This window comes from Candidatus Pyrohabitans sp. (genome assembly GCF_054014795.1).
On the sequence record NZ_JBPMGE010000101.1, the window covers coordinates 1 to 21,209 of the forward strand.

The 21,209-nt window shown below is 49.6% G+C and carries 30 protein-coding genes; 7 read left to right on the forward strand and 23 right to left on the reverse strand.

What is annotated here, in order from left to right:
• Positions 1 to 174: 174 nt before the first annotated feature.
• Positions 175 to 339 carry a hypothetical protein gene (locus tag ACXJJW_RS10910; RefSeq protein ID WP_456475779.1) on the reverse strand — a complete coding sequence of 55 codons (165 nt, stop codon included), beginning with the start codon at positions 337 to 339 and terminating at the stop codon, positions 175 to 177.
• Between the two features lie 128 nt (positions 340 to 467).
• Between ACXJJW_RS10910 and ACXJJW_RS10915 the strand changes: the two genes are divergently transcribed.
• The 4 genes from ACXJJW_RS10915 (at position 468) to ACXJJW_RS10930 (ending at position 3,513) form a co-directional block, all read left to right on the forward strand.
• A complete protein-coding gene (locus ACXJJW_RS10915) occupies positions 468 to 1,934 on the forward strand; it encodes a Coenzyme F420 hydrogenase/dehydrogenase, beta subunit C-terminal domain (RefSeq protein ID WP_456475780.1) in 1,467 nt (488 codons plus the stop codon).
• Position 1,935: 1 nt separating this feature from the next.
• Positions 1,936 to 2,754 (forward strand): F420-dependent methylenetetrahydromethanopterin dehydrogenase, encoded by an 819-nt coding sequence (locus ACXJJW_RS10920; RefSeq protein WP_456475781.1) that lies wholly within the window; start codon positions 1,936 to 1,938, stop codon positions 2,752 to 2,754.
• Positions 2,755 to 2,855: 101 nt separating this feature from the next.
• Complete coding sequence (locus tag ACXJJW_RS10925) at positions 2,856 to 3,134, forward strand: MJ0235 family protein (RefSeq protein WP_456475782.1); 279 nt, start codon at positions 2,856 to 2,858, stop codon at positions 3,132 to 3,134.
• A gap of 4 nt (positions 3,135 to 3,138) precedes the next feature.
• A complete protein-coding gene (locus ACXJJW_RS10930; protein ID WP_456475783.1) occupies positions 3,139 to 3,513 on the forward strand; it encodes a toxin-antitoxin system TumE family protein in 375 nt (124 codons plus the stop codon).
• Positions 3,514 to 3,525: 12 nt separating this feature from the next.
• Here ACXJJW_RS10930 and ACXJJW_RS10935 read toward each other — a convergent pair whose 3' ends face one another.
• From ACXJJW_RS10935 to ACXJJW_RS10995, 13 genes are all read right to left on the reverse strand, one after another.
• A complete protein-coding gene (locus ACXJJW_RS10935; RefSeq protein ID WP_456475784.1) occupies positions 3,526 to 3,999 on the reverse strand; it encodes a DUF61 family protein in 474 nt (157 codons plus the stop codon).
• 101 nt (positions 4,000 to 4,100) lie between these two features.
• Positions 4,101 to 6,035: a heavy metal translocating P-type ATPase gene (locus tag ACXJJW_RS10940; protein ID WP_456475785.1), complete on the reverse strand. Its 1,935-nt coding sequence runs from the start codon at positions 6,033 to 6,035 to the stop codon at positions 4,101 to 4,103.
• A 10-nt stretch (positions 6,036 to 6,045) separates the two neighbouring features.
• Positions 6,046 to 6,465, reverse strand: coding sequence for a MarR family winged helix-turn-helix transcriptional regulator (locus ACXJJW_RS10945; protein WP_456475786.1), 420 nt, complete (start codon positions 6,463 to 6,465; stop codon positions 6,046 to 6,048).
• Positions 6,466 to 6,625: 160 nt separating this feature from the next.
• Positions 6,626 to 6,745, reverse strand: a complete 120-nt coding sequence (locus ACXJJW_RS10950; RefSeq protein WP_456475787.1) for a YHS domain-containing protein — start codon at positions 6,743 to 6,745, stop codon at positions 6,626 to 6,628.
• Between the two features lie 28 nt (positions 6,746 to 6,773).
• A complete protein-coding gene (locus ACXJJW_RS10955) occupies positions 6,774 to 6,917 on the reverse strand; it encodes a hypothetical protein (protein WP_456475788.1) in 144 nt (47 codons plus the stop codon).
• Between the two features lie 34 nt (positions 6,918 to 6,951).
• Positions 6,952 to 7,392, reverse strand: a complete 441-nt coding sequence (locus tag ACXJJW_RS10960; protein ID WP_456475789.1) for a hypothetical protein — start codon at positions 7,390 to 7,392, stop codon at positions 6,952 to 6,954.
• Positions 7,393 to 7,403: 11 nt separating this feature from the next.
• Entirely contained in the window at positions 7,404 to 8,717 is a 1,314-nt protein-coding gene (gene feoB, locus ACXJJW_RS10965) for a ferrous iron transport protein B (RefSeq protein ID WP_456475790.1), read from the reverse strand.
• Complete coding sequence (locus tag ACXJJW_RS10970; protein WP_456475791.1) at positions 8,714 to 9,409, reverse strand: FeoB small GTPase domain-containing protein; 696 nt, start codon at positions 9,407 to 9,409, stop codon at positions 8,714 to 8,716. Before ACXJJW_RS10970 ends, feoB begins: the two co-directional genes overlap by 4 nt.
• A 4-nt stretch (positions 9,410 to 9,413) precedes the next feature.
• A complete protein-coding gene (locus tag ACXJJW_RS10975; RefSeq protein WP_456475792.1) occupies positions 9,414 to 9,782 on the reverse strand; it encodes a FeoA family protein in 369 nt (122 codons plus the stop codon).
• Positions 9,779 to 10,015, reverse strand: coding sequence for a FeoA family protein (locus tag ACXJJW_RS10980; RefSeq protein ID WP_456475793.1), 237 nt, complete (start codon positions 10,013 to 10,015; stop codon positions 9,779 to 9,781). Before ACXJJW_RS10980 ends, ACXJJW_RS10975 begins: the two co-directional genes overlap by 4 nt.
• Positions 10,016 to 10,131: 116 nt before the next feature.
• Complete coding sequence (locus ACXJJW_RS10985) at positions 10,132 to 10,440, reverse strand: DUF2325 domain-containing protein (RefSeq protein ID WP_456475794.1); 309 nt, start codon at positions 10,438 to 10,440, stop codon at positions 10,132 to 10,134.
• A 46-nt stretch (positions 10,441 to 10,486) separates the two neighbouring features.
• Positions 10,487 to 10,627 carry a hypothetical protein gene (locus ACXJJW_RS10990; protein ID WP_456475795.1) on the reverse strand — a complete coding sequence of 47 codons (141 nt, stop codon included), beginning with the start codon at positions 10,625 to 10,627 and terminating at the stop codon, positions 10,487 to 10,489.
• A 95-nt stretch (positions 10,628 to 10,722) separates the two neighbouring features.
• Positions 10,723 to 11,094 carry a metal-dependent transcriptional regulator gene (locus tag ACXJJW_RS10995; RefSeq protein ID WP_456475796.1) on the reverse strand — a complete coding sequence of 124 codons (372 nt, stop codon included), beginning with the start codon at positions 11,092 to 11,094 and terminating at the stop codon, positions 10,723 to 10,725.
• A gap of 299 nt (positions 11,095 to 11,393) precedes the next feature.
• On the opposite strand from ACXJJW_RS10995, the gene ACXJJW_RS11000 reads away from it, so the two are divergent.
• Positions 11,394 to 11,876 (forward strand): acylphosphatase, encoded by a 483-nt coding sequence (locus ACXJJW_RS11000; RefSeq protein WP_456475797.1) that lies wholly within the window; start codon positions 11,394 to 11,396, stop codon positions 11,874 to 11,876.
• A 58-nt stretch (positions 11,877 to 11,934) separates the two neighbouring features.
• On the opposite strand, the gene ACXJJW_RS11005 is transcribed toward ACXJJW_RS11000, so the two are convergent.
• The 7 genes from ACXJJW_RS11005 to ahaH form a co-directional block, all read right to left on the reverse strand.
• Entirely contained in the window at positions 11,935 to 13,308 is a 1,374-nt protein-coding gene (locus ACXJJW_RS11005) for a hypothetical protein (protein ID WP_456475798.1), read from the reverse strand.
• Positions 13,309 to 13,428: 120 nt separating this feature from the next.
• Positions 13,429 to 14,067, reverse strand: a complete 639-nt coding sequence (locus ACXJJW_RS11010; protein WP_456475799.1) for a V-type ATP synthase subunit D — start codon at positions 14,065 to 14,067, stop codon at positions 13,429 to 13,431.
• A 9-nt stretch (positions 14,068 to 14,076) separates the two neighbouring features.
• Positions 14,077 to 15,474: an ATP synthase subunit B gene (locus tag ACXJJW_RS11015; protein ID WP_456475800.1), complete on the reverse strand. Its 1,398-nt coding sequence runs from the start codon at positions 15,472 to 15,474 to the stop codon at positions 14,077 to 14,079.
• Positions 15,475 to 17,241 carry an ATP synthase subunit A gene (locus ACXJJW_RS11020; RefSeq protein ID WP_456475801.1) on the reverse strand — a complete coding sequence of 589 codons (1,767 nt, stop codon included), beginning with the start codon at positions 17,239 to 17,241 and terminating at the stop codon, positions 15,475 to 15,477.
• A gap of 20 nt (positions 17,242 to 17,261) precedes the next feature.
• Complete coding sequence (locus ACXJJW_RS11025) at positions 17,262 to 17,582, reverse strand: V-type ATP synthase subunit F (RefSeq protein WP_456475802.1); 321 nt, start codon at positions 17,580 to 17,582, stop codon at positions 17,262 to 17,264.
• A gap of 8 nt (positions 17,583 to 17,590) precedes the next feature.
• A complete protein-coding gene (locus tag ACXJJW_RS11030) occupies positions 17,591 to 18,208 on the reverse strand; it encodes a V-type ATP synthase subunit E (protein ID WP_456475803.1) in 618 nt (205 codons plus the stop codon).
• A gap of 23 nt (positions 18,209 to 18,231) precedes the next feature.
• Positions 18,232 to 18,546, reverse strand: a complete 315-nt coding sequence (gene ahaH / locus ACXJJW_RS11035; RefSeq protein WP_456475804.1) for an ATP synthase archaeal subunit H — start codon at positions 18,544 to 18,546, stop codon at positions 18,232 to 18,234.
• A 255-nt stretch (positions 18,547 to 18,801) separates the two neighbouring features.
• Between ahaH and ACXJJW_RS11040 the strand changes: the two genes are divergently transcribed.
• Positions 18,802 to 19,047: a hypothetical protein gene (locus tag ACXJJW_RS11040; RefSeq protein WP_456475805.1), complete on the forward strand. Its 246-nt coding sequence runs from the start codon at positions 18,802 to 18,804 to the stop codon at positions 19,045 to 19,047.
• 6 nt (positions 19,048 to 19,053) lie between these two features.
• On the opposite strand, the gene ACXJJW_RS11045 is transcribed toward ACXJJW_RS11040, so the two are convergent.
• Entirely contained in the window at positions 19,054 to 19,809 is a 756-nt protein-coding gene (locus ACXJJW_RS11045) for an ATP-binding protein (RefSeq protein WP_456475806.1), read from the reverse strand.
• 1 nt (position 19,810) lies between these two features.
• Positions 19,811 to 20,221, reverse strand: coding sequence for a thrombospondin type 3 repeat-containing protein (locus tag ACXJJW_RS11050; protein ID WP_456475807.1), 411 nt, complete (start codon positions 20,219 to 20,221; stop codon positions 19,811 to 19,813).
• A gap of 63 nt (positions 20,222 to 20,284) precedes the next feature.
• Between ACXJJW_RS11050 and ACXJJW_RS11055 the strand changes: the two genes are divergently transcribed.
• Positions 20,285 to 21,031: a class I SAM-dependent methyltransferase gene (locus ACXJJW_RS11055; protein ID WP_456475808.1), complete on the forward strand. Its 747-nt coding sequence runs from the start codon at positions 20,285 to 20,287 to the stop codon at positions 21,029 to 21,031.
• The last annotated feature ends 178 nt before the right edge of the window (positions 21,032 to 21,209 follow it).

Here is a 21,209-nt window from a genome sequence, read left to right on the forward strand (position 1 = left end):
CACAGGCGGGGAAATAAGGGTAAGAAGCGCAGGTAGCTACTCCTGGCTTACAATCTCAACAATTGCGCTTACCGGTATGGTAAGCACCTCATCTTTTTTCTCAACCCTGAAAACCGCCACCCTCGGCGATGCTCAGCGAAAATCAATTCTCTTTGTAATGTAGTCCTCTTCCCCTTACCCCAACCTCACCTTTACCCTGAAGGCCACACCGCGGTAGCCAGCGATGTAGGTGATGTCGCCGAAGTCAAAGTCTTCGCCTGGGATTCTGCCATTCTCACAGAGGAGCATTATCGTAGCGATGTGCTTCCCCTGTTTAAGGCAGATATCGAGGATGCCCATCTCTATAGCCCTCTGGATTAACCTCGTTAATAGGGTTGTTTCATCAATGCCAGCATCTCACCTGCCCACGGAAAAGTTTATATTATATGATAAATCATGATAATTTACCTCTGCGAGCAGGTGATATCATGTTGCTCAAGGATTTTCTAAGGCCGAGTCTGGAAGCTCTCATAGAGGAGAGCAATGTAGTTAAGGAGGAGAAGAGGCTAAACAGCTTAGCCTACGTGGGCATGCCCTGCCAGATTCAGGCGGTGAGGAAGGCCCAGTTTTTTGAGGTTAAGTCCAGGCAGGAGTGGCCCCGCAGAATCAAGGTTACCCTCGGGTTATTCTGCGCTGAGAGCTTTTCCTACCCAGAGCTTGTAAAGCTGGTGGAGAGCAAGGGCAAGAGCATGGACCAGATAAAGAAGTGGGACATAAAGGGCAAGCTTCTGGGGTATTACAATGGCGGCGTGCTCAAGATCCCGCTAAAGGAAGCGAAGAAGGCTGCCCGCGAAAACTGTCACTACTGCCTAGACTACACCGCAGAGCTTGCGGATATAAGCGTTGGCGCCGTGGGCTCGCCCAAGGGCTGGAACACTGTAATTGTGCGCACCACCCGCGGCCTTGCGGTTGTGGAGGATGCAATAAGCGAGGGCTATCTTGAAAGCAGGGAGGTAAATGAGAGCAGTAAAGGGGGCCTCGGCCTGCTGAGGAAGCTCTCAAAGCGCAAGTTTAAGGGCGCCTGGAAGAACAAGTCAAAGAAGGAAAAGAAGGGAATCAAGGTTCTTCACCTGGATACGACGCATGAACGCGACCTTGAGAAGCTGCTCTCGCTTGCCACAGTCAAGGACCGCATCGATGAGCTTCTGCGCGATGTGGTGGAGCCCGGGCTGTGCGTCACCTGCGGTGCATGCGAGGCGAGCTGTGCCGAGAAGATTATAACGATAGACGAGGACGGAATGCCCCAGAAGGTTAGGGACTGCGAATCCACAGACTGCGGGCGATGCTATGCTCTGTGCCCGCGCACTCACCTGCCAATAGACTTAATCGAGGAGCACCTCTTCGGGAGCAGGCGCTATCAGTTTGAGAAGCGCATTCTGGGGCAGTACATCGCCATCTTCACCTGCCGTGCTGCCAGAGAAGAGGTGAGAAAGCGCGGGCAGGACGGCGGAGTGACAACCGCCTTGCTCAAGTACATGCTCGACCATGGCATAGTGGACGCCGCGGTTAGCGTTACCAAGGGCGACAAACCCTGGTATCCTGTGAATTACGTCTCCACAAGCAAGGACGACCTGCTGAAAAGCGCAGGTACAATATACAGCACCGCCCCCACCATAGTGGCCGCAAAGCACGCACTTACGCAGCACGAGGAGTTTTCCAGGTACTTCAGCTTCCTGGCCTCGCATGGCTTCTTACCGGAGCTGGCAATTGCCGAAGAGGAGGCAAGCAAGGCCAAGAAGAGGGAGGCAGAGGTACAGGTTGACGAGGCTGAGCTCAGGCGCAGGCGCGCCAAGATAGAGGCTGCAATGAAGCGCATCTCCAAGCCCGCTGTTAAGTCCATGATAGAGCAGGGTAAGTTTGAGAAGGCGATAGAGCTTCTGGTGGGAGATGAGTAGTATGCCCAGCATTGCAGTGCTCAAAACCGGCGCCATTGCAACTTCGCTGGTGCTGGAGCTTCTCCTGGATGAGCGTGCAGACCGCGAGGATATCGACGTTGAGGTCTTTGCCACAGGCGCCAAGATGCAGGTTGGCGATGCCGAGAAGCTGCTCGCCCGCGTTGACCTTGACGCCTACGATTTGATACTCTACACCACTCCCAATCCCAGCGCTCCGGGACCAAAGAAGGTGATAGGAGCCCTGAAGGGGAAGCGTGCCATAGTTGTGGGCGACGCCCCGGGGGTTAAGATGAAGGAGAAGCTGGAGGAGTACGGCCTTGGCTACATCTTTATACTCGCAGACTCCATGATAGGCGCACGGCGTGAATTTTTAGACCCCACGGAGATGGCGCTCTTCAACGCCGACATGCTGAAGGTGCTCGCTGCAACGGGTGCGCTCCGCCTTGTACAGGAGGAGGTGGACGCTGCGATAGCCGCGATTAAGAAGGGTGAGGATTACCTTCCCCGCATTGTGGTGAATGGCGCAAAGGCCGTGGCAAGGGGCAGATTTTCCAATACCTACGCCAGAGCCAGAGCGCGGGCTGCCTACGAGGCTGCTACGCACGTGGGCGAGCTGAACGTCAAGGGCTGTTTCATGCTCAAGGAGCCCGAGAAGTACATTCCTCTCGTCGCCAGTGCCCACGAGCTGCTTCGCGGTGCTGCTAAGCTGTGCGATGAGGTAAGGGAGCTGGAGAAGGCGAACGATAGCCTTGCGAGAACCCCCCACGCAAAGAGCGGAGAGGTGCTGAGCAAGACAAAGCTGCTGGAAAAGCCTGAATGATAGGCTATCGTAGGCGGACATCAAACCCATTTAAAGTATGGGGAGGTGGCTACCACAACTTTTTAAAAAGTTAATTGAGAATTATAAAAAGGGGTAAGGTAATGAGCACAGTAGTCGAGATAAGTAAAAAACTTGGAATTCCAGAAAAAGAACTGGTTTTAAAAGGCATAATTTCATTTATCGAGAAGGAAATAAGACTGTCTGAGAGAGAAATAGCGGATATCAGGGAGAAGTACGACGTTGCAACAAAGGAGGAGCTTTATAAGATAATTAAATCCAGGGATATAGAGAGCCATCCTGCCTGGGAGGATTACATAACTTGGAAGAACAAAGAAAAATATATCGAGGAGCTTAAAAACTTCCTTAGGTCTCTCAGGTGATTCATTGCTAGTTCTTGAAATCTATCTAAAACTTAAACGTAGAGCTGAAAGAGATTATTCCGATATTGTGAAATCTACAAAATTATTGGGAGGAAAGACCAGCCTTCCGAACAAGCTTCGAATATATTTCATAGATGGGAGTTTTCTGGATGTATGGCTCAGCCATGAAGACGATTATTCATACCACTGGGAGAGTACGCTGCAGACTGGGCTAATCCACCGCTGGGACAATGCTCCCGACCACCCTGATATTGCTACATTTCCAAAACATTTTCACGAAGGCACCAAAGAGAACGTTAAGGAGAGTTATCTCAGTGAAGACCCAGAAGAAGCTCTTCTTGAAATATTGAACTTCATAAGGATGAGATTGAAAAAGTGATAGACTGCTATCTTAATCCAGCGTCGTTGTGAACATGTACTGTGTGGTCGTGGGAAGCTCTTTGCGGAGCATGCGAATCTCAGGCTTATAGATGAAGAGCTCTTCCCCCTCGCAGCGTTTTTCCAGAACCTTTGCCACGGCCATGCACTCCACGGCACCGCAGATGCGCGCAGTGCCCTTCCCGAACCTGCTGCTGCTCAGCTCTATGTAAACAGGGAGGCGCAGCGAACCATGCAGGTGCTCCGGGATAAGCCGGGCAAGCTTCTCAAGCTCAGAGCGTTTGAAGCGGTGGAGTTCGCCATCTCTGAGCCTTATCGCTGGCTTCTCTTCGCGGAGAAGGTCGCTAAGACTGCGCCTCTCCACAGCCAGGTGGCGGTTGAGGGCTCTTATCTGCTTTGCAAGGATGCGGAAGGTTCTATCCTCCATGTTTGGAAACGCAGAAGTAACAAAGGGCAGGTTTAGTATAAATTTTTCAAAGCACCTCACTGCTCAGCCACTGTAGTGTCTTCGCTGACGCTGCTACCAGCTTCAGTGCACATCCTCTTTAGAAGAAGGCTTTAGGCCTTCTTCTCTTTTTTAGAGGCATCTTACAGCCTTAAAAGTCTCATAGAGTTCAGAATAACAGCCATGGAACTTACCAGGTGAAGGAAGGCCCCTTGAATCATGGTGATAACCCCCAGAGCAGCAAGTCCTATCATGGCGATGTTGTAAAGGATTGCAAATCCGAGATTTTGCTTGATGACAGAGAGAGTCCTGCGTCCTAGGGAAAGGACCTGGGGTACTTTCTTTAGTTCGTCGTTCAGGATTACTATATCGGCACTCTCGGCAGCAAGTTCTGAACCCCTATGTCCCATGGCAATGCCCACATGGGAGGCTGCAAGAGCTGCGGCGTCATTGATGCCGTCCCCCACCATGGCCACGCGGTGGCCCTGCTTCTTTAGTTCTTCGACCTTTTTCACCTTTTCTTCGGGGAGAAGGTCTGACCAGACCCTTTCAACACCCACTTTTTTGGCCACGGCTTCGGCTATCCGCCGGTTATCACCTGTTAAAAGGCAGGTGCAGTCCATTTTTTGAGATTTCAGAATATGAATAGCTTCAGAGGAATCAGCTTTGATGGCATCAGCCACACACAGTATCCCACAAACCTCATTGTTAATGGCCACTAAAAGTCCGGTTTCCCCCAGATATTCTCTTGCCTTTAAGTATTTTCTCATCTTGGGTAATATGGGGATACTCATCCTTTCCATTAGAGAGCGGTTACCCACAGCAATACTGACTCCGTTACTCATGGCTGCAACGCCCATACCCATGTAAACCTTGAATTCCTCTGGGTCAGGAATATCTAAACCTTCCTCTCTGGCTTTATTGTATATCGCGAGACCAAAGGGATGTTCTGACCTTTTCTCAGCGATGGCAGCCATCTTGAGGAGATAATCCCCGGGGAAACCATTAAAACTCTTGAACTCGGTCACCCTAGGGGTACCCGAAGTAATTGTTCCTGTCTTGTCAAAAACCACCGCTGTGATGCGTCCTGCAGCCTCGAGGATATTCCCACCTTTAATGACAATACCCTTCTTAGCAGCAGCACCAATGGCAGCTATAATGGCTGTAGGAGTCCCCAGAATGAAGGCACAGGGGCAGGAGACAATCAGGATGGTAATGGCCCTTTTGATATCACCTGTGTAAAAGTAAGTGGCCAGAGCAACAAGAGACACTACGGGCACGTAGTAGGTGGTATAATGGTCAACAGTGCGCTGAATTCTGGCCTTCTTCTGCTGGGCATCGAGAATAAGCCTTTCAATTCTGGAGACAGTGGTATCCTTTCCAACTTTAGTGGCCTTAATCTCAAGGGCGCCAAGAAGGTTCATGGTGCCTGCAAAGACTTCATCGCCTACCTTTTTATGAACTGGTGTGGATTCACCGGTCACCGATGCCTGGTCCAGACTGCTTTCACCCGCCACCACTACGCCGTCAACAGGAATGCGTTCACCGGATTTGACTATAAAGACATCGCCTACTTTAAGACTCTCGGACTTTACAATAATTTCCTGGCCGTGCTTTTTAAGACGCACCCTATCAGGAATATTTTCCCGGAGCCCCCTAAGGGCACTGCTGGCACGGTTTACAGTAAGAGTTTCGAGAAATTCGCCCAAGATAAGGATGAATACCACGGTTGCTGCTTCTATATAGTCGCCTATGATGATGGCTGCCGCCGCTGCAATGGTCACGAGCATATCTGCGGAAAGCTCTTTATTTTGAAGTGCTTTTAGGGCATTGGATGCGATAGGTATACCACCAATGAGGGCTGCAGCGAGGCTTGCATACAATACAAAATCCGGATAAAGGCCAGCAAACTTCAAAATCCAGGCAGTTACAAGCAGGACCCCTGTAACACCTGTGACGGCATTAAACCAGTACTTTTCTATGAGTGATTCCTTTTTCTCCTCATCAGAGGAAAGCTCTTCTTCGATATTCGGGCACACTCTGCATTCTGGCCCTTTGCATGATTCCTGGTGCTCCATGGTATCGCCCTTAAAAAAGATGGCGGTTCAATTTTTGGAGGATTGCAAGAAGCTGTGTTATTTCATCTTCCCTCAGGTGGGATATCAGTTCTTCAGTCAGTTGCATGTGATAACGGTGATGTTCTTCAAAGGCCTCCTGCCCAGCTTTGGTTAGTCCGATGAGATAGACTCTTCTGTCCTTTTCAGTGGTTTCCCGCCTGGCATAGCCTTTCCTTTCGAGACGGTCAACAGTTACTGTTGTGGTGCCTGTAGTTACACCGAGTTTCTCTGCTAGAGCCTTCATATTCATGGTGCCATGGGTTCCCAGTACTTCGAGGGCATGGGCCTCGGAAAGGGTCAGATTTCCTGCTTTAACTATTGATGTTTCCCAGGAGGAGAACCGGTTAAAAAATTCCAACATTTCATAGGTAATCTGTTCAATGATATCCATGTCATCACCTAATTTGAGTTTCGATTAGTATGATATTCATATAGTTTGATATTCAAAATTAATTGTTAGGTGGATATAAAGGTTTACCTAAATCTCGGCTAAAATCCTGGAAGGTCAAAGGAGGTCCTACATGGGTGCATTTCCATGGAGGTCATGGTTTTTATACAGACACATATCTGGCAGGTGATTCCTCAAATCTCTGCTGGCAGCTTTTGGCGCAGAAATAATACATCTGCCCTTTGAAGAAACTCCTATATGCCGTCTTCACTCTTTGAAACATACATTTTGCAGACAGGGTCTATGACAATCTATTTCCTGCTGTTCCACTGTTCCACTTCAGGCGGAACTCCACAGCCTCCGCCGTGGCATCCGTCTGAGCAGCTGCAGGCCGAACTGCTAATTTTGAGGAATGCCTTTTCAAGGATTTTTCCAATCTTCTTTTTCAGGCTCATTTTTTTATCTCCCTAATAAAAAAGGAAGGAACCTTTATTGCTGAGATGCCACTGTCAGCCTATTCTTAAATTTATTCATGAGGGAAATAGCCGGAAGAGCCAGAAGGCCCAGTGCTATCTCTATCCTTAGTTCCTCTGTGATACTCCATCCTTCCTCCTCAAAGAGGAAGTTGTTCAATCCTGAAGCCCCAAGAACCAGCCCATAAAGAGCTCCAAAGATCACGGCGAGCATGGCACCAACGAAGAGGAAAGAAAGGCCCTCAGGCTGGCCTTCTTTTATACTATTAACTCCTCTGAAGAAAACGGCTGCTATCACCAGCAGGGCCATACCGCCGAAGATATCTCCAGGCACCCAGGAGACTTCCAACCAGCCCAGGCCATTTAGGATCTCAAGGGTACCGAATGTGGCAAAAAGTCCGCCCAAAGATGCGGCGTAAAGGGCAAACTTGGGAGCATTTTGTTTGTTAAATTCCATTTCAAATCACCTCACGAAAATCCTAGAGCCCCGCCTATTGTTATGATGGCGAAGGCCGTCAGATAGGCCAGAACCAATCCGTATGCCACAACTACACCAGTCCATTTCCATGACCCGGTCTCCACTCTGATGGTACCCAGGGTTGCCAGGCAGGGCATGTATATCAGTACAAAGGCCATAAAGGCGAATCCCGTGAGAGGAGTCATAGCGCCAGCCACGGCAGCTGCAACTGCCTCTTCTTCGATTCCCACTCCATAGAGAATACCCATAGCTTCAACCACCACCTCTTTGGCCAGGAATCCAAAGAAGAGGGCTACTGAGTCTTTCCAGTCAAACCCTAAAGGTGCAAAGACATATTCCAGACCGTGCCCAAGGGCTGCAGCATAGGAGTTTTCAATGAGCTCTCCGCCCTCTGTGGCCTCCCAGGGGTGGGTGGACATAAACCACAGGATAATGGCACCAAAGAGAAGCACTGTCCCTGCTTTTTTAAGGAAAATAGCGCCTTTGTTCCACATATCCATCACAGCACTTCTCAAGGTGGGCATCTGATAGACAGGAAGTTCCATCAGGAAGGGAGAAGGCACACCCCTGAACAGAAATCTCCTGAAGAGCAGGGCCATTCCAATGGCCAGAACAATGCCCAAGACATACATCAGAAACATCGCCGTACCGGCGAAGCCCGGGAAGAGCGCTCCGCCTATAAGCACATAGACTGGAAGCCTGGCACTGCAGGACATAAGGGGTGTGACCATGATGGTTATTAGCCGATCTTTAAAATTGTCCATGGTGCGGGTGGCCATGATAGCTGGAACATTGCAACCGAAACCCATAAGCATGGGGATAAAGGACCTGCCATGAAGACCAAGCCTGACCATAACCCTGTCCATTACAAAAGCGGCCCTCGAAAGGTACCCGCTGGCCTCCAGCAAGGAGAGGGCAAAGAATATAAACATAATATTGGGTACAAACACCATAATGTAACCAAGGCCACCGAAGATTCCGTCGCCAACAAAGGACGCCAGTCTTTCGTTTGCGATGTATCCCGCTATCAATCCGCCAAGGCCTATGAAAAACTCTTCCAATATCCCCATAAAAGGTTCAGACACGACATAGGCAAACTGGAAGGTGGCCCACATTAGGACTAGAAATATCGGAATACCCAGGTATTTGTCCAGCATCACCTTGTCTAGCATGTCAGAGATGGTCAGTTTCTTCTGCTCCAGTTTCATAGACCTGTTTAGGATATCCCCTATGACCTCGTACCGCTTATTGGCAAAGAAGACTTCAGGGGGCTCACCAAAGACTTTCCTTCCAACAGGGTTCATTGTAATGCCTCCAGAATCTCTCTACTCTTTGGACTGGCCTTCACCACCCTTAAAACATCGTCGTCACCCTCTAGGAGTTTAATGGCTAGCCATCGGGGTGAGTATCTCTTTGAGAGCCCCCTGTCTTCCTTGATCTTTGTTGCAATCTCTTTCAGAAGGGACTCCACATCCTTACCATAGGTTGGATATTTGCTCTTTCTGCCATCCTTTGCCGCATTTAAGAGAACTTTTTTCAGATCTTCCATCCCTACTTTCTTTGTGGCTATGGTGGGGACTACAGGAACGCCCAGGGCATCGGAGAGCCTTTTAGCGTCTATTTCAAGACCTTTTTCCCTCGCCACATCCATCTTGTTGAGGGCGATGACGAGATTGACTTCCAGTTCCAGGAGGAGCATAGTGAGATAGAGGTTCCTCTCGATGTTGCTGGCATCCACAATGTCCAGCACCACATCTGGCTTCTCCTCGATGATGTAGTTACGGGCAATAAGCTCGTCAATGGCATTTGCAGTGAGACTGTAGGTGCCCGGAAGGTCTACAATGTTCATAACAGAGCCGTTGTATTTACACTTACCTTCCTTTTTTTCTACTGTTACACCCGGCCAGTTACCAACATGCTGCCAGGAACCTGTCAAATTATTGAAAATGACTGTCTTCCCCACATTGGGATTTCCAATAAGTGCTATCGTCACCATTTTATCACCTCGCGTCATCCACCATGATATTCATGGCCAACCCCCTACCCAGGGCAATCCGGGAACCCTTGATGTCAACAAGTACTGGACCCGAAAAATTAGATGAGAGTATCCGTACTCTGGTACCTCTGGTGAACCCCATCCCGAGCAGACGCCTGGCCCTGTTGGCGCTGCCTTTGACACCAATAATCCGTGCCTCTTCCCCTACAGCAAGCATAGCGAGAGGACGTATAGATGAGATACCCTCGGGGATATCGTAAAGGTGCTCATCCATCCTGACCTTTCTCATGTCCTTTTTGACGGGCTCTAAATCTTTATGGATATAGGTGATATCACTGAAGATGTGCTTAATTTTGTGTTTAAAATACTTCATCCCCTGACCTCCACTGTGATATTCTCAGCTTCCGCTTTTCTTAAGGTCAGGTTGTATCCTCTAACCTCTACTTCCACCGGATCACCCAGAGGAGCCCTTCTTACGAGGGTCAAATCAACACCCTTAACCACTCCCATATCTACCAGTCGGCGAAGAAAAATACCTCCCCCATTAATAAATAGGACGCGGCCTTTTTCACCAGGTTTCATATTACTGAGTTTTAATTCTGACATTTTTTAACCACCTTTTAGATTCCCTCTGATTAGGAATCCCTAATGTCTCTTAGGTTCAATTATATTTTGTCCTAAAAATTTTAGGAGAAATACGAAATCCCTAACATCTGGAGGCACTAGTTTCCCTGGATGTGAGCATTATGATTATTACACAGGTCATCTAGACTTTGTTTAAAAGCTGAGAGACTGCTCTTGTGTGTCCTGACAACAGGGACTCCACTTTTCTTTGCAGTCACGGTGACTATGCGCGCTAGACTGTGGGATACCTGGTTTGTAAAGAGAATTACCCCCTTCGAACCAGGAATTTTCTTCGCCACATTGGCTTTGAAGGTGCTGAAGACATGTGCTTTATACCCCTTATTGGAAGCCGCTCTTTTATAGTGTCTTTCAAGACGGTCAATACCACCGATAACTACTATCGTCATATTATCACCAATTAGGATTGCCTAATTTGACGGAGATTAAAAAAACTCATTTTAAATCACCCTCTCTGGACGCTTCTGCAAAACACTGGGCAAGTGCCCGGGCGCTTTTTATGTATCCTTTCTTCAAAAACATCAGGAATAGGGGATTTTCAAATATTGGGGTCTCACTTTCCATTGCCATCACCATAGAATCAAATAGACCATTAGGTTGAGAAATATCTTTGCCTAAGAAATTTCGCCATATTTGAATTCCCCGAATAATTTTAGGGTTATATGCTAAAATCAAAAGTCCTTAGTCGAGTTAACGAACTCCTTTATTTTTTCAATGGTTTTGGGGCTAATGTGATGCTCTAGTATATGGGCATCCTTCTCAGCCAGCTCGTCTGGAACGCCAATCTTTTTCAAAAAACTCACAAGAGTATCGTGGCGATGTTTAACCGTCCTGCCAATGTCTTCACCCTCGGGAGTTAGTACCGCGCCACCATACTTGATGTATTTCACATAACCCATAGAGTCTAATTTCTTGAGCATTTCTGTGACTGTAGGAGACTTTACGCCCAATTCTTCGGCGATATCTTTTGTTCTTGCAAGACCTTTCCTCAGGTTGATGTTGTAGATGGCCTCCAGATAATCTTCTATCTTTCGTGAGGGCATATAACTCACCAATTAGGTAAGCCTAATTAGGCTGGCCTAATATATAAATATTTCGCTCTTGAAAAGTGAAATATTGCAATAATGGCAATACTTATACGCCTGCCAAGTATTCTCCTAGGTAGCTGCCTACTCAACTAACATTTGTTAACAGAAAACCAAAGTATTTATACGCATCGCCGCCCTCGCCTGAGGTGAGGCGACAGATATGAAGTTGATTTGGTAGCTGAGCCCTAAGTCAACAGCAGCAAATTCTCATAATGAGAAAAACGTATAAATATAACTGGGCTTAAAGTATCACCATGAAGGCCCAAAGAAAACGCTACAATGTCGTTATCCATGGGAGGGTTCAGGATATTGGTTTAAGGAATCTAATCGCCCAGATGGCCAATTTCCTGGGGCTTAGAGGTTATGTTTTTAATGATGTAGATGGGAGTGTGAGGATAATAGTTGAGGGGACAAAGAATACGCTGGACTCTTTTTTAGATGACATTAGAATAAAAACAGGCAGAATTGGTGCAGAGATTGAGAGTCTGGACAGAAGGGAGGTATCCCTTGATATTGACCTCCCCCCAAGATTTGTGAAAATTCCAACCACCGAACTCGAGGAGATTGGCAGGAAGCTTGACATTGGTATCGGTAAACTGAGTTCAATAGATGGAAAGCTTGACAAGCTGAATATTTTAGTTGATGGCCAGAATGAGATGAGGGTGGACCAGAAGAAGGGGCTCGATACCCAGGAAAAAATGCTAAAAGTGCTTGAAAAAATAGCCTCCAAGATATAAGGATGCCACATCTACCCCTTCAGGCGGGAATTAAATAGGGTCCTCCTTTGACTCAAAATTATGACTTGCGTTGCTTTTCCGGTTTCAGTTTTTTGATTTCGTTTATAAGTCTCTCCATATATTCTTTGTTTGATTCTATCTGTATTTTTGTTATTCTACGGAGATTCCTGGATTCTTTCTTTTGTGACCTAATACTATAAACTATACTGAAAATTGATACGAATAAAGATATAATAACACCAATATATGCTATCTTCAATTGTTCAGAAATTCCCTCCTTTTGTAATGCTGCCGAATAAACTGTCCTAGTTATTTCAAATAAATCTTGGCTTTCTCCTTCCAGTAGATTATATCTTTCATAAAAATCCTCTACTTGCTTGCTTCGTTTGATATTTTCATTAATTTTAAAACCGAAAAGAACATCCACCCATTCTGCACGAGGTCTATTTTTTATTTCTTTAGAAATTCTGATGAAATAATCTACCGATTTTATATCAGGAAATATTTCATTTAGTTTCTGCCGAATTGTTCCATTGTTCGAGATTGAGATTATTTTAAAAATAGAAAATGCTTCTGTAGAATTTAATTCATCTCCTAAGCTATTCCTTATGAATTCCAGAGATTCAGAAATAGCATTTAATTCCTTATTAATCTTTTTCATCTCATATTCGTTATAGTTAGAATACGCTAAAAATTCATACCAACGCAATAAAGATGGTGCATCACGACCAATGGATATAACATCAGAGATACTGTCATAAACGCTACTTCTTTCCTTTGGGAATAGCAATGTCGCATTATGGCGATGGTCTATAATAACATTATACTCAATCCCTTTCATAAGCTGACTGTAACTTTCTTTATTTTCGCTGTTCAACTCGTCTATTCGAGTATATGAGAATCCTGACCTGAAATTGCAATATTCACATTTAATATCAAGACCAAGTTTTTTATCCACTCTTATCTCTCTAAGCCTTTCAGTAGTTTCATTCAAAAATTTTAATTTTTCAGCATGATACTCTTCGATTGTTAATTTATTTCCCTTTGAAATTCGATACTCAACCAAGATCCCATAGGGGTGTATAACATATTTGTAATTCGGTTTGTCTTTAAACCAAACAACAGAGTCCTCCTCGACAGCTCTTTTATCTTTCAACATAATATCTCTGATTTTCTCTTCTTTTGTTTCATTAATTTTTACTGTGCGTGATATATAGCCTGCCAAGTATTCTCCTCTCCCAGTTGGTAAAGAAATTATCCTAAAATACGCCTGAGGATAATCAGTCTCACCGACTAACACAGGTTCAGACGCAAGCAGAATGTTGTAGAATGTGACACCATTTATATATGTCGAATTACTCTCGTTTAGTGCATACGCTGGTAATGATGAGAGAATCGCAAGGGATAAGATACAGATAATAAGTCCCCTCATAAGGTCAAATTTACCTACAGGTTTTTATGTTTTATTATCAATCCATTGCAAATACTACACTAAAACATACTTCCTTACGAACGAACAAAATAAAAAAGTAAGCCGGGAGGTTAAAAACTCTTATCTGGCCTCCATAATTGCCTTGATGCGCTTGAGCTTGAAGAAGTTCTCCCTCTCCATCTCATCCAGGCGCATCTTTATGTACTTCACCGTCGCTTCGAGGCGGGGGATGAGCACATTCTCCAGTGCATTCACGCGACGCTTTGTGCTCTCTATCTCCTTTGCAAGCAGCCTTATGCTACGCTCAATCTCCGCCAGCTGAACCACCGCAGCGAGGGCTTCCTCAAACCTCGCCGCCGCCTCGTCCAGCTGCGAAGATGTATCGGCTAAGCCATAGCCGCGCTCCTGTATGCTCCGCCTGGTCTCAGCCAGCTCTAGCACAGGTACACGGACGCCCATTATGCTGCGCGTGTAGGTCTCTATGCCTGGGGTCTCCTTCACCGCAAAAGCACACTCTGTAACCTTAAGCGTGCCCATTGCAGCCTGTGCCAGAATCAGGGCATGGTAGGCGTCGCTGAGCTTCGCCTCCGCCTCGCGCCTCGCCCCCTTGGCCTCCTCGAGTACATTGAAAAACTCCATTATAAGGGCATCACGCTTCTCCTTGAGCAGGCGGTGTCCCTTCTTTGCCAGCTTTACCTTCGTCTTGAGCTTCAACAGCTCCATTCGCGTCGGATTGACGCCCTCAATAAGATCCGCCATCGCTGCCACCTAGCTGCTGCGGTACTTGGGATGATACTTCTTGATGAACTCATCCTTTATGCGCTTGAGTTCGCGCTCAGGCAGAATGCTCAGCAGGTCCCAGCCGATCTCAAGGGTGCGCTCTATGTCGCGATCCTCGTCTCGACCCTGCGCCACAAACTCGCGCTCAAAGCGGTCAGCAAACTCCAGGAACTTCTTGTCCTTCTCTGTCAGAGCCTCTTCGCCAACCACAGCGACAAGGTCGCGCAGGTCCCTGCCCTCCGCATAGGCGCTGTAAAGCTGGTCGCTCACATTGGCATGGTCCTCACGGGTTCTGCCCTTACCTATGCCGCCCTTCATGAGGCGTGAAAGTGAAGGCAGCACATCCACCGGCGGGTAGATGCCCTTGCGGAAGAGCTCACGGGAGATCACAAACTGCCCCTCTGTAATGTAGCCCGTGAGATCAGGTATCGGGTGGGTTATATCGTCGTCCGGCATGGTCAGGATGGGCATCTGTGTAATTGAGCCCTTGCTCCCGGATACCCTGCCCGCACGCTCATAAATCGTCGCCAGGTCGGTGTACATGTAGCCGGGATAGCCTCTCCGCCCCGGCACTTCGCCGCGAGCAGCGGCAATCTCACGAAGAGCCTCGCAGTAGTTGGTCATGTCCGTAAGTATAACCAGGACGTGCATATCATTCTGGTAAGCAAAGTACTCCGCCGTAGTCAGAGCCATTCTGGGGGTGATGATGCGCTCAATCGCAGGGTCGTCGGCCAGGTTGAGGAATGCGGTAACCTTCTCAAGTGCACCTGTGCGCTCAAAGTCGCGCACAAAAAAGCTGGCCTCCTCATAGGTTATACCCATCGCCGCAAAAACCACAGCAAACTCTTCCTCCTTGCCCAGAACCTTAGCCTGCCTCGCAATCTGTGCTGCAAGCTCATTATGGGGCAAACCTGAGCCAGAGAATATTGGAAGCTTCTGTCCGCGCACCAGGGTATTCATACCGTCTATGGTTGAGATACCCGTCTGTATAAAGTCCCTCGGGAACTCCCTGGAAGCGGGATTTATCGGGTAACCGTGAATGTCCAGCTCATCCTCGGGTATTATCTCGGGCCCCTTGTCTATAGGCCTGCCCGTGCCATCGAATATCCTGCCCAGCATATCCATGCTCACAGGCAGCTTCACAGTTTCGCCGGTAAAGCGCACCTTGGTCTTGGAGGTATCTATACCTCGGGTGCCCTCGAAAACCTGCACCACCGCCTTGCCCAAGTGAGCCTCCAGCACCTGCCCGCGGCGCTTCTCGCCAAGAGGGGTTTCTATCTCAACCACTTCGCCGTAGCCGACGCCCTCAACGCCCTCTACCACCATGAGCGGTCCTGCAACCTCTGTTACAGAGGTGTACTCCTTAATCGTGGTCTTCGCAGCCATCTACCTGACCTCCTCCTTAGCAACAAGCGCTTCAATCTGCGCCTTCATCTTGCTCCTTATCTCCGCCAGTGCCTTGTCTATCTCATCCTCAGGCACATACTTGAGGCGGGCGATGTCATCCTTCACCTCAAGCTCAGCTATCTCCTTTGCAGCCACGCCTCTCGACACAGCATCGGTGGCGAGGTTGTAGAACTCCAGCATTACCTCCAGCATCTTGTACTGCTTGGTTGCACTGCAGTAGGTATCCACATCATGGAAGGCGTTCTGCTGCAGGAAGTCCTCGCGGATAACGCGCGCACCTTCAAGCACAATGCGCTCCTTCTCTGGCAGAGCATCCGGACCAACGAGCTGCACAATCTCCTGAAGCTCAGCCTCCTTCTGGAGCAGCGCCATCGCCTTGTTCCTCAGCTCCAGCCAGGCTTTACCCACATTGCTCTCCCACCAGGTGGAGATGCTGTTGAGGTAGAGCGAATAGCTGCGCAGCCAGTTAATCGCCGGAAAGTGGCGTCTGTCAGCCAGGCTTGCGTCCAGCGCCCAGAACACCTTTGTTATGCGCAGCGTATTCTGCGTAACCGGCTCCGAGAAGTCTCCACCGGGAGGCGAGACTGCGCCCACAACGGTGAGGCTGCCCTCGCGGGTATCGCTTCCTATGGTTATCACCCTGCCCGCGCGCTCATAGAAGTTCGCAAGGCGGGAGGCGAGGTAGGCGGGGTAGCCCTCTTCGCCGGGCATCTCCTCCAGTCTGCCGGAGATTTCTCTCATCGCCTCCGCCCAGCGCGAGGTGGAGTCTGCCATAAGCGCCACGCTGTAGCCCATGTCGCGGTAGTACTCGCCCAGAGTTATGCCGGTGTAAACACTGGCATCGCGCGCAGCAACCGGCATGTTCGAGGTGTTGGCGATGAGCACAGTGCGCTCCATTAAAGGTTTGCCTGTCTTCGGGTCCTCAAGGTGCGGAAACTCCTCAAGCACCTCTGTCATCTCATTCCCGCGCTCTCCGCAGCCTATGTAGATGAACACGTGGGCATCACTCCACTTGGCAAACTGATGCCCCATAACAGTCTTACCAGCACCGAAGGGCCCTGGTATGGAGGCAGTGCCGCCCTTCGCAACCGGGAAGAAGGTGTCTATTATGCGCTGCCCTGAAATGAGGGGCACACTCGGGTCAAGCTTCTCCTTGTAGGGCCTGCCCCTGCGCACCGGCCAGCGCTGCATCATCTGAACCTCTTTCTCACCCTTGTCTGTCTTAATAACGGCGATGGTCTCTTCCACGGTGTACCTGCCCGCATCGGCAATCTCCACAACCTCGCCGTTTATCCCGGGCGGCACCATTATCTTGTGCATTATGAGCTCCGTCTCGGGCACCTCGCCCAGGAAGTCTCCCTCCACCACGCTGTCGCCCTTCTTGACGAGAGGAGTAAACTCCCACTTCTTCTTCCTGTCCAGGCTGGGTACGTCCACACCGCGCTGGATGAAGGTGCCTGTCTCACTCTTTATAACCTCCAGGGGACGCTGCACGCCATCGTACATCTGCTTGAGTATTCCAGGCCCCAGCTCCACGCTCAGCTGCGCACCAGTGCCCACCACCGGCTCTCCCGGCTTCAGGCCCGCAGTCTCCTCATAAACCTGAATTGTCGCCTGCCCTCCTTCCAGCTCTATAATCTCCCCCATGAGCTTCTCTTCGCCCACTCGCACAACCTCGTACATCATGCTTCCGCGCATTCCCTCAGCGACAACCACAGGACCAGCAATTTTGATTATCTTTCCCATAATCTACCACCTCATAACCATCACTCTATCTTTATATCCACACCAACGGCGCGGCGCACAAGCTCCTTAAGCGGGTCCACCTTCTTCTCTATTGCTCCCTTCTTGTCTGGAATCTCCACCAGCAGTGGAAAGTTTCTCTTCTCCAGCAGCCTATCCACGTCGCCGCGTATCTTATCCACGAGGCGCTCTGTGACTATCACCAGACCCACCTCATCCTTTTTTACAATTTCGCGCAGCCTCTCCAGCGCCTCCTCAGGCGAATCCACTGGGTAGCCCTCTCTAACCCCTGCGAGGCGAAAGCCAACGACGGTGTCGTAGTCTGCGATAACACTTACCTTCATCGCACCACCTACTTGAAGAGCACCTTTGCAACACTGCTGCGAAGCTCTGAGCTCACCCGCTCAAGACGGGTTTCAAAGGTGTTGTCCACCTCTGCCTTCCCATCCTTGCCCCGCACCACAACTCCGCCTATGCTGCTGATGGTATCTTTGGCAAGGGCCACCTTTACCTTCGCTTCTCTGGATACCTCTGCCAGAAATGACCTGTTGAGTATCTTCCTGTCCTCCTTCCTTGCGAGTATCTCCACATCTCCACCTATCGACTCTATGGCTTCCAAAATAAGCTTTTTGAGAATCCCGGGATAGCGCTCCTCCTTTGTGACATCCGCCAGAGCCTTTTCGGCCCGGGAAAATGCCTCTTTTATAACCTCCTCCTTAGCATCCAGGAGAGCCTTCCTTGCCCGGAGCTTTGCATTTGCTATTATCCTGGCGCGCTCCTGCTCAGCCTCGCGCTTTCCACGTGAGATTATCTCAGCCTTCTCAGCCTTTGCCTTCGCCTGGGCTTCGTTTCTTATCTCCTCAGCCTGCGCCTTCGCCTCGCTGAGTATCCTCTCCACCTCGGCCCTGGCGTCCTCTTCTATCCTAGCAATAATCTTCCCGACTTTCTCCTTCTGAAGGGCGACCGCCATAGTAAAACCTCCTCGCGAGCGGGTTATTCTCCAAGCACCCGGGCAACTATGAGCTCAGCAGCCTTATCAAGGCGCTTTTTTGCTTTTTTCTTCTCCTCTTCAGCCTTCTTCTCACTCTCTGCGATTATCCTCTCAGCTTCCTTCTCTCCCTCTTTCCTCGCAGCCTCTATCATCCTTTTGACTTCCTTCCTGGCCTCCGCCTCCGCATCCTTTATAAGCTTCTTGGCGTTTTCCCTCTCCTCTTCCACAAGTTTTTTAGCGTCCTCTTCTGCCTTTCTAATCATCTCCTCTGCTCTCTGCTCAGCCTTTTGTATCTCGGCTATGGCTTCGATAACCATCCTTTCACCTCTCTAAAATCTTTGGTACTCCTAACTCCCCCTTGCTTTTAAAAGAATATTTCAGAAGGCTCTCCCTACATACGCCATCTACCTGCATGCCATAACCTCGTTAAAAGAAATTTCAGATTCACAAACCATTCACTGGTGGGTAATTGTATTATTTAAATTTTTCGATGGGTTCCCTTCCGGGGCGCACCCAAACCAAAAGGTTTTTATACCGGGACAGGGGAAGAAATTTTCCAGGAGGTTGTGGGAATGTATTATGTGAATGGGTTAGAGTATCTTGGGAGAGATGTGACGATTCGTGGCAGGACCATGAAGGGCGTTGAAGCAAAGCGCTTCGTAACAATCAAAAAGACAGATAAAATGCCCACAAAGGATGAGGTCCTGCAGTGGGCGAGGGAGTGGACACCCAGGGGCAATGCGAAGCTCAAGAAAGTCTGGGTAATGCAGATGGAAGGCAACAAGTGGCGCAAGGTCATGGATGTAATCAATTTATAATAGCGCTCATCTCCCAGCCAGCTTTTCTATTTTTTCTGATAGCTGGCTTATTTTTCTGAGGGCAGAGGATTCAGCGGCGAGGTCGGTGAGGGGGAGATTTTTTATATCTGCCTCCACCACCGCCTGGTCGTAGGGCACAGTCTCGAGCACCTCAATGCCTAGCTCTTGCTTTAAAAACTCCTCCTGCTCCCTGCTTGCCACCTTATTCGCCACGGCAAACACCCTCTTCACGCCTATCTCCCGCGAGAGTTCTGCAAGGCGGTTTGCCATGGCTATGGCCTTTGCTCCCGGCTCCACCACCACGAGCATGAGGTCGAAGTTCTCTGCAACGCTCCTGCCCAGATGCTCCACCCCTGCCTCGGTGTCGAGTAAGAGCATCTCCTCGCGCTTGAGCACCAGGTGGCGCAGAAGTGCCCTGAGAAATGTGTTCTCCGGGCACAGGCATCCCTGCCCGGCTTCCTCCACTGTGCCCATTACGAGCAGCCTTATGCCGTCTCTCTGGACTGAGAAGCGCTCGGGGATGTCGTCCACGCGCGGGTTTAGATTGTACATTCCCGGCGCTATAACTGCGCGCTCATTTATCAGCTTCTTCAGGCGAGAGATCGGCGTTGGATTCTCAACGCCTATCGCAGAGTGGAGGTTCATACTTGGGTCGGCGTCGACTGCGATAACGCTGTAGCCACGCTCCGCAAAGAGTCTTGCCAGTGTGCCGGCGATGGTGGTCTTCCCCACACCCCCCTTTCCAGAAATTACTATCTTCATTTCACTGCCCCAGCATTTCCTCTGCCTTCTCCAGCTTTCTGCTCAGCTCAGAGTAGGCCTCAAGGGTAATTTTGCCCTCCATATACTCCTGATAGGCCTCCTCGCGCCTCGCCTCAAGGCTCGCGGGCGTGTCCTTAACCAGCGGATCTGTGCCGATCTCCGCCTCAAGTGCATCGGCTATGCCATCGCCGTCGGTGTCTGGGGTTAAGCCCTGCTCAGACTGCGGTGCCGGAAAGGTTCCGGGAGGCAGGGGTGCCACTCCTCCTGCCTCTTTCTGAGGTTCCCCGGCAAAGGGATTGTAGAGCACCGCATACGCCAAGCTGGAGATTATCATTATTCCAACGCCGAAAAGTGCCGCTAACTGCGGACTCACCCTCGGCTTCTTTGCCTTCCGGCGCTGTTTCCTCGCCATGTCCTAAAAAACCCACCTAACAACAGCCTCAAAATTGAAATAGCCAGAGGTAGAGATTAGCCCATGCAGGAAAAGAGGCTGGCGAGGAAGCTTTTTAACGCCCGTGCTGAGGGCTATGCGGGAGGATGCTTTGCCAGTGATGAGCATCTCGAGGCGATGCTAATCGCAGGTAAGCCGGGTGCAGATAGCCTCTGCCTGGACGTCGCCTGCGGGCACGGCTTTCTGACAGAGGCACTCGCCACAAGGGCAAAGTTTGCCGTCGGGGTTGATATTACCGAGAGGATGCTCCCGGAGAAGGGCAAAGCATGCTATCTCGTTGGCGACGCTGAGCACCTGCCCTTCCGCGATGAAACCTTTGACCTTGTTGCAAGCAGATTTTCATTCCACCATTTCCCCTCGCCTGAGCTTGCACTGGCCGAGATACACCGCATGCTCAAGCGCGGGTCCAATCTGGTGCTCGCCGATGGGATAAGCTCCGAGGTGGCGGAAAAGTCGCACTACCTCAACAGGCTGGAGAAGCTTCGCGACCCATCGCATGTGAGGCTCTACAAAAAGTCTGAGCTTCTCCGCCTCCTTGTTGAAGGCGGGTTTTCCATAGCAAAGGTATTCCACTGGGAGCTGCACCAGGAGCTTGAGGACTGGCTTTCCAGAGCCGCGGGAGGCAAGAGCCTAAAAGCCCGCCTCAGGGAGATTATGAGAGGAGAGCTCGAGGAGAACCGCACGGGGCTAATCTTCTGGGAGGAGGGAGATAAAACCTACTTCGCCTACCAGACGGTTATCATCGTGGCAACAAAGCAGTTTTTGAAGTGAAGCTTTCCGTATCTTGCATGGTATACGAGAAGAAGTTTGAGGTAATCGAGAAGCTTAGATGCTCGCTGTGCGGCAGGAGTTTTGAGCAGGACGTTATCTGGAACCGCGATTTCAGAATAAGAGCAAAGAAGACAGCACTTGCGAGCGATGAGTTCTCCACGTTGTGCCCTGAGCACAG